Origin of the sequence: Cellulomonas sp. C5510 (assembly GCF_019797765.1) — a bacterium.
Taxonomy (GTDB): domain Bacteria; phylum Actinomycetota; class Actinomycetes; order Actinomycetales; family Cellulomonadaceae; genus Cellulomonas.
In genome coordinates this window covers 2,299,746-2,313,824 of record NZ_CP081862.1, presented here as the reverse complement: position 1 = coordinate 2,313,824, position 14,079 = coordinate 2,299,746, and the positions used below count along the sequence as shown (strand labels likewise).

Below are 14,079 nucleotides of genomic sequence, written 5' to 3'. Positions count from 1 at the left end.
CCCGCCCGTCAGGCCGGCTCGACCTCCGCGAGGATCCCCGCGAGGGCCTCCCGCGTCGTGGCGTCGAGCACCCGCTGCACCCGCTCCGCGTCGGTGAACACCAGCGCGATCCGGGACAGCAGCTCCAGGTGCTCCCCGCCCGCGCCCGCGATGCCGACCACCACGCGCACGGGGTTGCCGTCCCAGTCGACCGGCTGCTCGTACCGGACCAGGGAGATCGCGGACCGCCGGATGCGGCCCTTCGCCTCCTCGGTGCCGTGCGGGATGGCGAGGTGGCTGCCCATGTACGTGGAGACGGTCCGCTCGCGGTCGAGCATCGCGTCCACGTACTCCGGCTCGACCGCGCCGGACGCCACGAGCAGGCCGCCCGCCTCGCGGATCGCCTCCTCCTTCGTGGTCGCCCGTCCCGCCGGGACGATCAGGTCGTCGCTGAGCACGGCGTTCACGACTGGGTCCTCTCCGCGGCCTGCGCCTCGCGCACGACGTCGTCGTAGACCGGGCTGCTGAGGAAGTTGTCCACCGAGACGTGCCGGGCGGACGGGGCGTGCCGCCGGGCCCGGTCCGTCAGCTCGCGCTGCGTGATGACCAGGTCGACGTCGTCCTCGAGCTGCGCGACGGCCCGGTTGACCACCGTGATGTCGCCGCGACCCGCCTTCTTCAGCTTGTCACGCAGGATGCTGGCCCCCATCGCGGACGACCCCATGCCGGCGTCGCACGCGAACACGATCGACCGCAGCGGCCGGTCGGGGAGCGCGTCGCCGCCGCCCGCGGGGGTCGTACCGGGGACCGGTCCGGCCTGGCTGGCCAGGGCGCCGAGCGCCGAGGACGACTTGCCCTTGTTCGCCTCGGTCTGCGCGATCGCCGCCTCGAGGTCCCCGCCGCCCGCCGCGAGGTCCCGCTTGCGGGACGCCCGCAGGATCACGGCCGAGACCAGGAACGTCACGGCGAACGACAGCACCACCGACAGGACGACACCGACGTACGAGTCCCGTGGCGTCGCCGCGAGCACCGCGAGGATCGACCCCGGTGCGGCCGGCCCGCGCAGGCCCGAGCCGAACACGACGTTCGTCGCGATGCCCGTCGCGCCGCCCGCGATCGCCGCGAGGATCAGCGCCGGCTTCATGAGCACGAACGGGAAGTAGACCTCGTGGATGCCGCCGATGAACTGCACGACGGCCGCGCCCGGGGCGGACATCCGCGCCGCGCCGACGCCGAACACCGTGTACGCCATGAGGATCCCGAGGCCGGGGCCCGGGTTGGCCTCCACCAGGAACAGCAGCGACTTGCCGGACTCCACGACCTCCTGCGCGCCGAGGGGCACCAGGACGCCGTTGCCGATGGCGTTGTTGAGGAACAGCACCTTCGCCGGCTCGACGATCACCGACATCAGCGGCAGCAGGTGGTTGTCCGCCATCCAGGAGACGATGCTCCCCAGCCAGCTCGACACCTGCGTGATGATCGGCGCGAACCCGAAGAACGCCCCGACCGCCATCGCGGCACCGAGGATGCCCGCGGAGAACATGTCGACGAGCATCTCGAAGCCCGGCTTGATCTTGCCGGCCCACAGGGAGTCGACCTTCTTCATGACCCAGGCCGACAGCGGGCCGACCACCATGGCGCCGAGGAACATCGGCACCGTGGAGCCGGTGATCATGCCGACCGCCACGATGGACGCGACGACGCCGCCGCGCTCCTTGTAGACGATGCGGCCACCGGCGTTGGCGATGAGGATCGGCAGCAGGTAGGTGACCATCGGGGCGACGAGGCCCAGGTACTGCCGGAACGTCGTGCCGTCGTCCGCCAGGGCGAGCTGCGTCGCGGCACCCTGCCAGCTCATCTCGTCGGCGTTGCCGAACCCGCCGAGGATGCCGTTGGGCGTCCAGCCCACGGCGATGAACATCGAGGTGATGAGCCCCCACGCCAGGAAGGCGGGGAGGTTCGGCATGATCATGGCGCTGAGGAACGCACCGAACCGCTGGATGCGGACCTGCGCCTGCTTGGCGCGCGTCGGGCTGGTGGAGCCCGGGGCGGCTGTGGTCGCGGACACGGTCGTCACGCCTCCGTCTCGGGGGTCGCCCGGCCCGCGCGGGCCGGGAGGGAAGGGGTCGTCATTGACCTGCTCCTTGCTGGTCGGGTGCCGGCGCGTGGCCGGTCACGGCTCGATGGTGACCTTGATGCCCGCCCCGGAGCGGACCACGTCGATGCCCTCGGCCACCCGGTCGAGCGGCAGCCGGTGGGTGATGAGGTCCGCGACCGGCACGCTGCCGTCGGCGATGTGCGCCAGGGCCTGGCGGTTGTGCTCCGGGCTGGAGCCGTTCGCCCCGAACACCGCCAGCTCGCGGTAGTGGACGAGGTTCGAGTCGAACGTGATCGTGGGGCGGTCCTTCGGCAGGCCGCCGAACAGGCTGAGCCGGCCCTGCGGGGCGAGCATCTGCAGCGCCTGCTCCTGCGCCGCGCCGGACGCGGCGGCCGTGATGACGACCGACGGCCCGCGGCCGTCCGTGGCCTCCTTGACGGCGGCGACCGGGTCGACCTCCGACGCGCAGATCGCCGCGTCCGGCTGCACGACCGCCGCCGCGAGGTCGAGGCGCTCGCGGCTGAGCTCCACGAGCAGCACCTGCTTCGCGCCGCGCGCCCGCGCCAGGCGGACGTGGAGGCAGCCGATGGGCCCGGAGCCGACGACCACGACGACGTCGCCGTCGTGCACGTCGATGATCTCCTGGGCGTTGATCGCGCACGCGAACGGCTCGGCGACCGAGGCCTCCGCGTACGAGACGCCCTCGGGGATCCGGTTGAGGCCGTCGACCTTGAGCACCTCGCGGGGCACGATCATGTACGGCGCGAACCCGCCGTCGAAGTCGTAGCCCATCGAGACCTGGTTCGGGCAGATCGTCATGGCGCCGGCGCGGCAGTACTCGCACTCGCCGCACGGGATGGCCGCGATCACCTGCACCCGGTCGCCCGGCGCCCAGCCCTCGACGCCGGCGCCGACCTCGACCACCTCGCCGGCGATCTCGTGGCCCATGACGCGCGGCGGGCGGATGCGCTGGTGCCCCGACGTGGAGATCTTGACGTCGGTGCCGCACATCGACGTCGCACGGACGCGGATCTTGACCTCGCCCTCGCTCGGCGACGGCTCCGGCGCGTCCTCCAGCCGGACGTCACCGGGTGCGTAGAAGCGGAAGACCTTCATCTCTCTCCTCGGGTTCGGGGCCGCGCGGGGCGCGTGGTCCTCGGTGGTCAGGCCCGCACGACGCGCGGGCCGGCTGTCTCGATCTCGTCGGCGAGCTCCGGCTCGATGCCGGAGTCGGTGACGACGGCGTCGACCGCTGCGAGCGGGGCGACGCGCGCGAGCTCCGCGCGGCCGACCTTGGTGCGGTCCGCCAGCACGACCGTGCGGGCAGCTGCGGCGACGAACGCGCGCTTCACCGCCGCCTCGGCCAGGTCGGGCGTCGTGAGCCCGTCCTCGACGGTCAGGCCGTTGGTGCCGAGGAACGCCACGTCGACGCGGACGTCGGCGAGCGCGCGCACGGCCCAGGTGCCGACCGCGGCGAGGGTGCGCCGCCGGACGGTGCCGCCGAGCAGGTGCAGCGTCACGGACGGCAGCGGGGCGAGCACCATCGCGACGGGCAGCGCGTGCGTGACGACGATGAGCTCGCGGTCGGGGGGCAGCAGCTCGGCGAACCGGACCGTGGTGGTGCCGGCGTCGATGAGCACCGAGCCGCCGGCCGGCAGCTCGTCGAGCGCCGCCTTGGCGATCCGCTCCTTCTCGGCCGTCAGCACCTGCTCCCGCTGGGGGAGCGCGGGCTCGTAGCCCAAGCGCTCCACGGGCACCGCGCCGCCGTGGACGCGCCGCACGAGCCCCATCCGCTCGAGCGCGGTGAGGTCGCGGCGGACGGTCTCGGCGGTGACGTCGAGCTCGGCGGCGAGCTGCTGCACCTCGACCCGGCCCGCCGTGCGGGCGGTGGTCACGATGAGCTGCTGGCGTTCGGGCGGGTACATGACGTCGACGTCCTGTCCTCGGGGTGGGTGCGGCTGGTGCCGGCACCGCGACATCGGTGTCGCGCGGATCACACTCTGGCAACACCAGGCCCCCAAAGTCAACACGAACACAGCGATCCGGATCGAAACGGGCATACATCCGGGGCCAAACACAGGGCTCGGGGGCCGATCCGGCCGGGAACACGGGGGTGCCGTCCCGCGTTGTACGGGTCGGTATGAAGAAGCGATACGAGGACCTCGAGCAGGACGACGGCACGGTCGTGCGCTACCAGCGCCACGACAACGGCGGCGGGCTCGTCGCCAAGGGAGCCGTCGTCGACGACAGCGCCTACGTCGCCGACACGGCGTGGGTGGACCCCGGAGCACGCGTGGAGGCCCGCGCGCGCATCGGCCAGCACTGCTGGGTCGAACCAGGCGCACGCGTGGAGGTGGCCGCGACCGTCGGCTCGCACGCCCACGTCGGCCGCGGAGCCAGCGTCGGGGCGGGCTCGACCGTCGGGACCCGCAGCGACGTCGGCGCCGAGGCGCGCCTCGAGCCCAGCGCGGTGGTCGAGCCCGAGACGCGGGTCGCGCCGGGCGCCGTCGTGCGCGGCGGCACCCCGCGGCGGCTCGACCGGCACCTGGTCGCGTAGCCCGCCCGCACCAGGCGCGCACCCGCCGCGCGGGCGGCGCGGGCCCGGCCGATACTGGGGCGATGCCCCGGATCGCCACGCTCGCCGCCCGCGCCGAGGACCGGTTCAACGCCGCCGTCGTGCGGGTGCTCACCCGGCGCGGGTACCGCCCGCGCGTCGTCACCTACCCGTCCTACGGGACCACCACCCGGTCGCGGGTGCGTGCGCGCGTCCTCCTCACCCCGCCCGACGCCCCGACCCCGGGCAGCGTGGCCCGGCGCGGCTGGCGCAACCTGTTCTCCGCCGAGGTCGCCGGGGCGTCCGTCCGGATCACCGCCGGCCCGGACGGACCGGTCCTGCTGGAGACGCGCTCCGACCGCGGCGGCTACGTCGACGCGTGGGTCGAGCTGCCCCTCGAGCCCGGCTGGCGCACGCTGCACGTCGCGGTGGTCGACGTGGCGGCGGCCGAGGAGGGGGAGGGCGCCGACAGCGGGGCCGTTCACGCCTCGTCCCCGCCGGTGCCGGCGCCCGTGCAGGTCGTGGACCCCGCCGCCACGCACGGCATCGTCAGCGACATCGACGACACCGTGCTCGTGACGATGGTGCCGCGGCCCCACCTGGCGGCCTGGAACTTCCTCGTCCGGTCCGAGGCACGGCGCAAGCCGGTCCCCGGCATGCCCGAGCTGTACGCCCGGTTCACCGCGGCCCACCCGGACGCGCCGGTGTTCTACCTGTCGACGGGCGCCTGGAACACGGCCAGCGCCCTCGCGAGGTTCCTCGAGCGCGTGGGGCTGCCGCAGGGGTCGCTCCTGCTGACCGACCTCGGGCCGACCGGCACGGCGCTCCTGCGTTCCGGGCCGGCCCACAAGGCCGCCACCCTGCGGGCGCTCGCCGAGGAGCTGCCGCACCTGCGCTGGATCCTCGTCGGGGACGACGGCCAGCACGACCCCCAGGTGTACGAGGCGTTCGCCGGGGAGCACCCGGGCCGCGTCGCCGCCATCGCGGTGCGCGAGCTGTCCCTGGGGGAGCAGGTCGCGCAGAACGGGCTGCCTGCCGCGTCCCCGGCGACACGCCGCGCCGTCGAGGACCTCGACGCGTCGGAGGTGGTGCTGGCGCGTGGTGCCGACGGCCGCGCGCTGGCCGCCGAGCTCGAGCGCACCGGCGTCATCTGAGCCCGCGGGCCCGTCACCAGCCGTCGGGCAGCGGCCGTCCCTCGTCGTAGCCGGCGGCGGACTGGATGCCGACGGTGGCGCGCTCGGCGAACTCGTCCAGCGTCGTGGCTCCCACGTAGGTGCAGGACGACCGCACGCCCGAGGTGATCCGGTCGAGCAGGTCCTCCACACCGGGGCGCTCCGGGTCCAGGTACATCCGCGACGACGAGATGCCCTCCTCGTAGAGGGCCTTGCGGGCGCGGTCGAACGCCGAGCCCCCGCGGGTCCGGGCGGCGACCGCTCGGGCGGACGCCATGCCGAAGCTCTCCTTGTAGAGCCGCCCGTCGCCGTCGGCGTGCAGGTCGCCGGGGGACTCGTGCGTCCCCGCGAACCACGAGCCGACCATGACCTGCGAGGCGCCCGCCGCCAGGGCGAGCGCGACGTCGCGGGGGTGCCGCACGCCGCCGTCGGCCCACACGTGCTTGCCCAGCCGGCGCGCCTCGGTCGCGCACTCCAGCACCGCCGAGAACTGGGGGCGGCCCACCGCGGTCATCATGCGGGTGGTGCACATGGCGCCCGGACCGACGCCGACCTTGACGATGTCGGCACCGGCGGCGATGAGGTCCCGCGTGCCCTCGGTGGTCACGACGTTGCCCGCCACGACGGGGACCTGGGGGTCGAGCGACCGCACGGCCTCCAGGGCGTCGAGCATCTTGCGCTGGTGGCCGTGCGCCGTGTCGACCACCAGCACGTCCACCTCGGCCTCGAGCAGCGCCGCGGCCTTGGCCTTCACGTCGCCGTTGACGCCGACGGCCGCGGCGACCCGCAGCCGGCCCCGTGCATCCACCGCGGGGGCGTAGATCGAGGAGCGCAGCGCGCCGACCTGGGTGAGCACCCCGACCAGCTCGCCGTCCCGGACCACCGGGGAGAACCGGCGCCGCGACGCGTGCAGGCGCTCGAACGCCGCCTGCAGCCCCGCGACCCCGCCGGACTCGACGACCGACAGGTCGACCGTCGTCGGCTCCGGGGTCATCACCTCGGCGACCTGCGTGAACCGGTCGACGCCCTCGCAGTCCGCCGGCGTCACGACGCCGACCGGCCGCGAGCCCTCGACCACCACCGCCGCACCGTGTGACCGCTTCCCGATCAGCGTCAGCGCGGTGTGCACCGTGTCCTGGGGGGAGACGACGACGGCGCTCTCGACGACCGTGTGCTTCCCCTTGACCGACGCCACGACGTCGGCGACCACGTCGGTCGGCACGTCCTGCGGCAGGACGGCCAGGCCGCCGCGCCGGGCGACCGTCTCCGCCATGCGCCGGCCGGCCACGGCGGTCATGTTGGCGACCACCACCGGGATCGTCGTGCCGGTGCCGTCGGGTGCGGCGAGGTCGACGTCGAACCGCGACGCGACCTCGGATCGGGACGGGACGAGGAAGACGTCGCCGTACGTGAGGTCGGACGAGGGCGAGTGCCCGGGCAGGAAGCGCATGAGTGTTCCCCTTTCCGCCCGAGTCTACCCGCCGCCCCGCCGTCGGCCCCGGGGGCTACTCCTTCACGGCGCCCGCGCTCTGGTTCATGATCCTCTTCTGGAACACGAAGAACAGCACCGCGACGGGGATCGTCATGATCGCGGCCGCCGCGAGCTTCAGCGGGTACTGGGTGCCCTGGCTGAGCTGCCCGGACGCGAGCTGCGCGACGCCCTTGGTGAGCGTGACGAGATCGGGGTCCTGCGAGGCGACGATGAAGTGCGACAGCTCGTTCCACGACCCCTGGAACGAGAGGATCACCAGCGTGACGACCGCCGGTCGGGCCATCGGCAGGACGACGGACCAGAACACCCGGAAGGTGCCGGCACCGTCGAGGCGGGCGGCCTCCTCGACGCTCGGCGGGATCGACTCGAAGAAGTTCTTCATGATGAAGATGCCGGCGGCGTCCGCGAGCAGCGGCACGATCAGCCCGGCGAACGAGTTGTAGATGCCGACCTGCTTGATGACGAGGAACTTCGGGATCAGCAGGACGACGTTCGGCACGGCCATCACGGCCACCAGCCCGGCGAACACCAGGCCGCGCCCGCGGAACCGCAGCCGCGCCAGCGCGTAGCCGGCGAGCGAGTTGATGAACACCCGGCCGAGCGTCACCACGACCGTGACGATCACGGAGTTGCGGAACCACAGCGGGAAGTCCGAGCGCAGGAACAGCCGTTCGTACGCCGCGGTGCTCCACGTCTGCGGGATGAGCGAGACGGCGTTCTGGGCGGCCTCGGCGTCCGTCTTGAAGGACGTCGCGACCTGGATGAGGAACGGGTAGACGTACAGGACGGCCAGGACGGCGAGCACCGCGTAGGTGAACGACGTCGCGACCACGCGGCGGTTGCTGCGGCGGGCCCGGGGCACCGGTGCGCCGGGGCGGGAGGGCGCGGGCAGGGCGGTGGTGGCGCTCATCGGTCGTCCCCCTCGGTGGCGCTGGCGGTGCCGGTCGTCGTGCCCGCGCCCGGGGCGCCGGCGGCGGTGACGGTGCCGGCGAGGGCGGCCGGGGGTGCCGGCGGGGTGCGGTAGAACCGCTTGCGCCGTGGCACGGTGTCGCGCTCCCGCAGCACGAGCCGCTGCAGCACGGTGAGCAGCACGATGATCGCGAACAGCACGAACGCGATCGCGGCGCCGCGGCCCCACTGGTTGTTCTGGAACGCCGCGCTGTAGGACAGGTAGGCGGGCGTGATCGTCGTCTTGGCGGGGCCGCCCTGGGTGCCCGTGTAGATCTGGTCGAACACCTGCCACGTGCCGATGAGCCCGAGCGTCACCACCGTGAACACCGTCGGCCGCAGCATCGGGAGCGTCACCCGGCGGAAGCGCTGCCAGGCGGTGGCGCCGTCCATGACGGCCGCCTCCTCGACCTCCGAGGAGATCGCCTGGAGCGCCGCGAGGAACAGCAGCATGAACGTGCCGGACGTCGTGAAGATCGCCAGCAGGATCAGCGCGGACATCGCCACGGACGGCCCGGCGAGCCACTCCCACAGCGGGATGCCGAGGAACCCGTGCTGCGCGAGGGACTCCGGCGCGGTGTCGACGCCGACCGCGCCCAGCAGCAGGTGCAGCACGCCGCGGGGGTCGTTGAACCAGTTCGGGCCGCTGATCGACAGCCGGGCCAGGATCGCGTTGATCGTCCCCGAGGCGGAGAACAGGAACAGCCACAGCACCGTGATCGCGACGGACGAGGTCACCGAGGGGAAGTAGAAGGCGGTGCGGAAGAACCCGCGGCCGCGCAGCGCCCGCCGGTTGACCATCGTCGCGAGGAACAGCGCGAGCGCGGTCTGCAGCGGCACGACGAGCAGCACGTAGTACGCGTTGTTGCGCATCGCGGTGCCGAAGTCCTGCGTCGCGAGCCCGCCGCCGAGCAGCAGGCTCCGGTAGTTCTCCATCCCCACGAACGACACGTCGGACGACAGCGGGCTGCCGCGCCCGGTCCAGTCGGACATGCTGACCCACAGCGCCATGAGGACGGGGACGACGAGGAACAGCCCCAGGATGACGAGCATCGGGGCGAGGAACAGCCACCCCGACGCGGCCGCACGGCCCCGGGCGGACCCGGGGCCGTGCGGGCGACGGCGGCGGCGCACCGGCGCGGACGCCGGCGACGTGACCGCTGCGGACATCGTCAGGACGCGTTCTCGTCGAGGACGGCCTGCAGGTTGGTCTGCACGGAGGCGAGGATCGCCGCCGGGTCGCCGGTCTTGAGGCTCTCGAGCTGGGCGTTGAAGTCGGTGATGACGTCCGCCGCGCCCTGGGCGTTCACGACGTTCTGCGCGAAGTCGGCCGAGTCGATGAACGCGGTCATCTCCGGGTACAGCTCCTTCCAGCCGTCGGCCGCCGACTGCACGGACGGCATGACGCCGAACGCCTCGGAGAACGCGAGCTGCTGGTCGGTGCTCGTCAGGTGCTGGACCAGGTCGACGGCGTCCGACTGGTTGTCGGAGTCGGCGGCGACGCCCCAGCAGTTGGTGAACTGCAGGGTGCCCTGACCGGCCGGGCCGGCCGGGAGCTCCACCACGCGGTAGTCCACGTCCGGGTAGTCGTTGGACATGGCGCCGGTGATCCAGTTGCCCTCGATCGTCATGGCGGCCGCGCCGGTGCCGAACGCCTCGCCGCCCCAGCCGGTGCCGAGGTCCGCGGCGTACGCGGCGCTGCCGGACGCGAGGAGCTGCTGGACGTACGTGAGGCCCTCGAGGTTCTCGGAGGAGTCGACGGTCGCCTCGGTGCCGTCGGCGTTCGTCATGGTGCCGCCGGCCTGCGCGAGGAACGCGCCGACGCGGGCGTACTCGCCGGAGAACCCGAGGCCGACCTGGTCGCCGGTGGTGAGGCGGCCGGCGACGTCGGTCAGCTCGTCCCAGGTCGCGGGCACGTCGTCGTCGGTGAGGCCCGCGGCCTCCCACGCGCCGGTGTTGATGATGAGCGCGAGCGTCGAGAAGTCCTTCGGCGCGCAGACGAGCTGCCCGTCGGCGCTGAACTGGTCGACGAGGCTCGGGTAGAAGTCGTCGGCGTTGTCGAGCTGGTCGCCGTACGGGTACAGCGAGCCGTTCGCCGCGTAGGTGCGGAACTGGTCGGCGCTGACGTAGAACACGTCGGCCGGGTCGCCGGAGGCGAAGCCCTGGCTGAGCTCCTGCGTGAGGTCGGACGCCACCTGGACGGTCGCCTCGACGCCGGACTGCTCGGACCAGTCGGCGACGGCGGCCTTCACGGCGTCGGTCTCGGCGTCGCCGGACGAGCCGATGAGGATGCTGAGCGGGCCGCCGCCGCCCGATGCGGTCTCCTCGTCGCCGCTGTCGTCGAACCCGGATCCGCCGCAGGCGGCCAGGGCGAGGACGCCGGCGACGCCGACGGCGGTGGACGCCAGCAGGCGCCGTCCTCGCGTGGGGGTGCTGTGCATGAGGGTCTCTCCTTCGAGGGGGTGGTGCGGGGGCTGCGGGGTCAGGGGGTGTGCGGGGCGCCGGGTCCGTGGGACGAGGCGCGCTCGACGAGGTGCGGGGCGAGCAGGACCGTGCGGCTGCGCGCGCCGCCGCCCCCGTCGAGCTGGTCGAGCAGCAGGTCCAGCGCGCGGTGCGCTGCCTCGGTGAGGGGCTGGGCGACGGAGGTGAGGCCGACGGCGGCCGCCACGGGCGTGTCGTCGAACCCGACGACGGCGAGCCGGGTGTCGCGCGACCGGGCGACCGTGAGCGCGCCGAGCCCGAGGGAGTCGGACGCGCAGACGACGGCGGTGGGGGAGGCGTCGGCGAGCACGCGCTCGATGGCCTGCGCTCCCGCCGCGACGCCGTCCGGGACCCGCGCGTGCAGGCGGCGCAGCAGCGAGCCGTCGTGGCCGGCGTCCACCATGGCGGCTGCCCAGCCGGAGGCGCGGTCCTCGCCGGTGTCGGAGCCGTCCGGCCAGCCGAGGTAGGCGATGCGCTCGTGCCCGAGGCGTCGCAGGTGCTCGACCGCGGCGCGGGTGCCGGCGGCACCGTCGACGTCGACCCACGGGTGGTCGTCGTGCGCCTGGCCGGGCGCCGTCCAGGGGCGGCCGAACGTCACGAACGGCACCTCGCGCTCGGCGAGCCAGGCGGCCCGGGCGTCGTCCCGGTGGGTGCTGGTGAGCACGAACGCGTCGATGTCGGCGGTGTCGAGCAGCTCGCCGTACTGCGCGATCTCGCGCTCGTCGTCGGGCGCGGTGAAGAGCATGACCCGGTAGCCGCGGGCCTGGGCGCTCTCGGTGAGCGCGTGCAGGAACCGGTCCAGCACCGCGCCGTTGATGCCGTCGCGCACCGGCTCGAGCCGCAGGCCCACGACGCGGGAGCGGCCGGTCCGGAGCTGGCGGGCCGCGGCCGACGGCCGGTAGCCCAGCTCGTCGATGGCGCTGCGCACCCGGTCGGTGGTCTCGGGCCGGACCAGGTGCGGCGCGTTGAGCACGTTGGACACGGTCTGGCGGGAGACGCCCGCGCGCTGCGCGACGCTCTCGAGCGTCGGCCTCGTCGTGCTGTCCATCTGCGCTCCTTCGAGTCATATGATCGTTCCAAGTCGGATTGGAGCGATCAAACGATGGGCTCTAGAGTTGCCAGCGGCCCCGGGCGTGTCAAGCCGGGGCGCGGTGACGCAGGGTCACGATCAGGTCTCGGCACCTCCTGCGCACGACCCGGCCCACGCCCGACCCCCGCCCGACCGGACGAACGACGAGGTACCCCATGGAGCTCCAGCCCCTGCTGCACGACCTGCTGGTCGCGGTGCACGCCCCGACGCAGGCGTGGTCCGACCGGGACGGACAGATCGGCCTGGTCGGAGGACGTGGCGCCCAGGGCGTCTACCACGGCGACGTCCGGGTGGTCTCCGGCGCCCGGCTCACCGTCTCGGGCGCCGTGCCGGAGGCGGTCTCCTCGGGCGCTGACGGGCCGGGTCGGGCGCGCGCGGTGCTCCTGCCGCGGACCGTGGACGGCCCCGGAGCGGACCCCACGGCCCGGCTGGAGCGCCTCCGCGAGGTGTCGCCGGGCGCGGTGAGCGAGACCCTCACGCTGAGCTGCTCGACGGCCGGACCCGTCGCGGCGCGCCTGGAGGTCCAGGTCACGCCCGACGGCACGCCGATGGACCGCATCAAGTCGGGCGCCGCGGTCGGCGCGCCCCCGGCGGCGGAGCCGGTCGCGGGCGGCGTGCGCTGGCGGGCCGACGACGAGGTGACCGCCGAGGTCGTCGCGCCGGGCGCCCACGTCGAGGTCGCCGCGGACGGCACCGTCCGCCTGGCCTGGGACGTCGAGGCGACCACCGGCACCCCGGCGGTCGTCGGCTGGACGGTCACGGTCGCCGACGCGGGCGGTGTGGTGACGGCGCCGCGCCGGGAGGAGCCGGAGTGGGCTCCGCTGCGCGTCGAGGCGGCCGACCGTCGCCTGCCGGCCCTGCTCGACCAGGCGCTCGGGGACCTGGCCACGCTGCGGATGTCCGCGCGGTTCGCGCCCGACGACGTGTTCCTCGCCGCCGGGGCGCCGTGGTTCTTCACGCTGTTCGGCCGCGACTCGATCTGGGCCGCCCGCATGCTGCTGCCGCTGGGGACCGAGCTCGCGGCGGGCACCCTGCGCACGCTGGCGGCGCTGCAGGGCACGACGACCGACCCGGCGACCGCGGAGCAGCCGGGCAAGATCCTGCACGAGGTCCGGCGCGCCGAGCTGTCGATGCCCGGCGAGGGCACCGTGCTGCCGCCCGTCTACTACGGCACGGTGGACGCGACCCCGCTGTGGGTGTGCCTGCTCCACGACGCGTGGCGCTGGGGGATGCCGGCCGCGGAGGTCGAGGCGCTGCTGCCCGCGATGGAGAAGGCGCTCGCCTGGATGTCCGACCACGGGGACTCGGACGGCGACGGGTTCCTCGAGTACGCCGACGAGACCGGCCACGGGCTCGCGAACCAGGGCTGGAAGGACTCGGGCGACTCCGTGCAGTGGCGCACCGGCGAGCTCGCGTCCGGGCCGATCGCCCTGGCCGAGGTGCAGGGGTACGCGCACGAGGCGGCACTGGCGGGCGCGGCGCTGCTCGACGCGTTCGGCCGACCCGGGGCGGAGCGCTGGCGGTCCTGGGCCGCGGGGCTCGCCGACCGGTTCCGGGCGGCCTTCTGGACCGCGGACGAGCGGGGTCGCTACCCCGGCATCGCGCTCGACGCGGACAAGCAGGTCGTGGACACGGTCACCTCGAACATCGGGCACCTGCTCGGCACCGGGATCCTCACGGCCGAGGAGGAGGCGCTGGTCGCGGCCCGTCTGACGGGCCCGGACATGGACTCCGGGTACGGGCTGCGCACCATGTCGACGGACTCCGCCGGCTACTGGCCGCTGCGCTACCACGGCGGGGCCGTCTGGCCGCACGACACGGCGATCGTCGTGCAGGGGCTCGCCCGCGCCGGGCACGCCCGCGAGGCCGCCGCGCTGGCGGAGGGCCTGCTGGCCGCCGCGCAGGGATTCGACGACCGGCTGCCCGAGCTGTACGGCGGCGACCCGCGCGGCACGGTCCCGGCTGTCGTCCCGTACCCGGCGGCGTGCCGGCCCCAGGCGTGGTCCGCGGCCGCCGCGGTGTCGGTGCTGGGCGCCGCGCTCGGCCTGCGGCCCGACGTCCCCGGCGGGCGCCTCGACGTGCAGCCGCCCGCGCCCGCTCCGCTCGGCGCCGTCGCCGTGGAGGGGCTCCGCCTGGCCGGGCGGCCGCTCGCGGTGCGGGTCGGCGCGGACGGCCGGGCCGAGGTCGCGACCGACGCGCCGGTCGAGGTCCGCACCCTCTGAGCGGGGGCTGAGGCCCTGCTGAGGACGGGCGCGGCGCGTGGGC

At 74.3% G+C, this 14,079-nt stretch carries 12 protein-coding genes; 3 read left to right on the top strand and 9 right to left on the bottom strand.

Annotated elements, in window-relative coordinates:
• Positions 1-8: 8 nt before the first annotated feature.
• The 4 genes from K5O09_RS10785 to K5O09_RS10770 all read right to left on the bottom strand — a co-directional run bounded on the left by K5O09_RS10785 (position 9) and on the right by K5O09_RS10770 (position 4,002).
• Positions 9-446: a PTS sugar transporter subunit IIA gene (locus K5O09_RS10785; protein WP_222169559.1), complete on the bottom strand. Its 438-nt coding sequence runs from the start codon at positions 444-446 to the stop codon at positions 9-11.
• Positions 443-1,951 (bottom strand): PTS mannitol transporter subunit IICB, encoded by a 1,509-nt coding sequence (locus tag K5O09_RS10780; RefSeq protein ID WP_222172728.1) that lies wholly within the window; start codon positions 1,949-1,951, stop codon positions 443-445. Before K5O09_RS10780 ends, K5O09_RS10785 begins: the two co-directional genes overlap by 4 nt.
• Positions 1,952-2,152: 201 nt before the next feature.
• A complete protein-coding gene (locus K5O09_RS10775; RefSeq protein WP_222169558.1) occupies positions 2,153-3,193 on the bottom strand; it encodes a zinc-dependent dehydrogenase in 1,041 nt (346 codons plus the stop codon).
• Positions 3,194-3,240: 47 nt separating this feature from the next.
• Positions 3,241-4,002: a DeoR/GlpR family DNA-binding transcription regulator gene (locus K5O09_RS10770; RefSeq protein ID WP_222169557.1), complete on the bottom strand. Its 762-nt coding sequence runs from the start codon at positions 4,000-4,002 to the stop codon at positions 3,241-3,243.
• A 215-nt stretch (positions 4,003-4,217) separates the two neighbouring features.
• Here K5O09_RS10770 and K5O09_RS10765 point away from each other — a divergent pair, with 215 nt between their 5' ends.
• Positions 4,218-4,634 carry a transferase gene (locus tag K5O09_RS10765; RefSeq protein WP_222169556.1) on the top strand — a complete coding sequence of 139 codons (417 nt, stop codon included), beginning with the start codon at positions 4,218-4,220 and terminating at the stop codon, positions 4,632-4,634.
• Between the two features lie 62 nt (positions 4,635-4,696).
• Positions 4,697-5,785 (top strand): App1 family protein, encoded by a 1,089-nt coding sequence (locus tag K5O09_RS10760; protein WP_222169555.1) that lies wholly within the window; start codon positions 4,697-4,699, stop codon positions 5,783-5,785.
• A gap of 13 nt (positions 5,786-5,798) precedes the next feature.
• Here K5O09_RS10760 and K5O09_RS10755 read toward each other — a convergent pair whose 3' ends face one another.
• Genes K5O09_RS10755 through K5O09_RS10735 form a run of 5 tightly spaced genes read right to left on the bottom strand, consistent with a single transcriptional unit; the run spans position 5,799 to position 11,772 of the window.
• Positions 5,799-7,253: a GuaB1 family IMP dehydrogenase-related protein gene (locus tag K5O09_RS10755; protein WP_222169554.1), complete on the bottom strand. Its 1,455-nt coding sequence runs from the start codon at positions 7,251-7,253 to the stop codon at positions 5,799-5,801.
• Positions 7,254-7,308: 55 nt separating this feature from the next.
• Positions 7,309-8,205: a carbohydrate ABC transporter permease gene (locus K5O09_RS10750; RefSeq protein ID WP_222169553.1), complete on the bottom strand. Its 897-nt coding sequence runs from the start codon at positions 8,203-8,205 to the stop codon at positions 7,309-7,311.
• Complete coding sequence (locus tag K5O09_RS10745; RefSeq protein WP_222169552.1) at positions 8,202-9,413, bottom strand: carbohydrate ABC transporter permease; 1,212 nt, start codon at positions 9,411-9,413, stop codon at positions 8,202-8,204. Before K5O09_RS10745 ends, K5O09_RS10750 begins: the two co-directional genes overlap by 4 nt.
• Before the next feature lie 2 nt (positions 9,414-9,415).
• Positions 9,416-10,684, bottom strand: a complete 1,269-nt coding sequence (locus K5O09_RS10740; protein WP_222169551.1) for an extracellular solute-binding protein — start codon at positions 10,682-10,684, stop codon at positions 9,416-9,418.
• Between the two features lie 41 nt (positions 10,685-10,725).
• Complete coding sequence (locus tag K5O09_RS10735) at positions 10,726-11,772, bottom strand: LacI family DNA-binding transcriptional regulator (RefSeq protein WP_222169550.1); 1,047 nt, start codon at positions 11,770-11,772, stop codon at positions 10,726-10,728.
• Positions 11,773-11,969: 197 nt separating this feature from the next.
• Here K5O09_RS10735 and K5O09_RS10730 point away from each other — a divergent pair, with 197 nt between their 5' ends.
• A complete protein-coding gene (locus K5O09_RS10730) occupies positions 11,970-14,036 on the top strand; it encodes a glycogen debranching N-terminal domain-containing protein (protein ID WP_222169549.1) in 2,067 nt (688 codons plus the stop codon).
• Positions 14,037-14,079 lie beyond the last annotated feature (43 nt).

Coding starts and splice junctions, on each gene's coding strand:
- K5O09_RS10780 (WP_222172728.1), bottom strand. CDS start 1,951: ATGATCATGCCGAACCTCCCCGCCTTCCTGGCGTGGGGGCTCATCACC.
- K5O09_RS10775 (WP_222169558.1), bottom strand. CDS start 3,193: ATGAAGGTCTTCCGCTTCTACGCACCCGGTGACGTCCGGCTGGAGGAC.
- K5O09_RS10770 (WP_222169557.1), bottom strand. CDS start 4,002: ATGTACCCGCCCGAACGCCAGCAGCTCATCGTGACCACCGCCCGCACG.
- K5O09_RS10765 (WP_222169556.1), top strand. CDS start 4,218: ATGAAGAAGCGATACGAGGACCTCGAGCAGGACGACGGCACGGTCGTG.
- K5O09_RS10760 (WP_222169555.1), top strand. CDS start 4,697: ATGCCCCGGATCGCCACGCTCGCCGCCCGCGCCGAGGACCGGTTCAAC.
- K5O09_RS10755 (WP_222169554.1), bottom strand. CDS start 7,253: ATGCGCTTCCTGCCCGGGCACTCGCCCTCGTCCGACCTCACGTACGGC.
- K5O09_RS10750 (WP_222169553.1), bottom strand. CDS start 8,205: ATGAGCGCCACCACCGCCCTGCCCGCGCCCTCCCGCCCCGGCGCACCG.
- K5O09_RS10745 (WP_222169552.1), bottom strand. CDS start 9,413: ATGTCCGCAGCGGTCACGTCGCCGGCGTCCGCGCCGGTGCGCCGCCGC.
- K5O09_RS10740 (WP_222169551.1), bottom strand. CDS start 10,684: ATGCACAGCACCCCCACGCGAGGACGGCGCCTGCTGGCGTCCACCGCC.
- K5O09_RS10735 (WP_222169550.1), bottom strand. CDS start 11,772: ATGGACAGCACGACGAGGCCGACGCTCGAGAGCGTCGCGCAGCGCGCG.
- K5O09_RS10730 (WP_222169549.1), top strand. CDS start 11,970: ATGGAGCTCCAGCCCCTGCTGCACGACCTGCTGGTCGCGGTGCACGCC.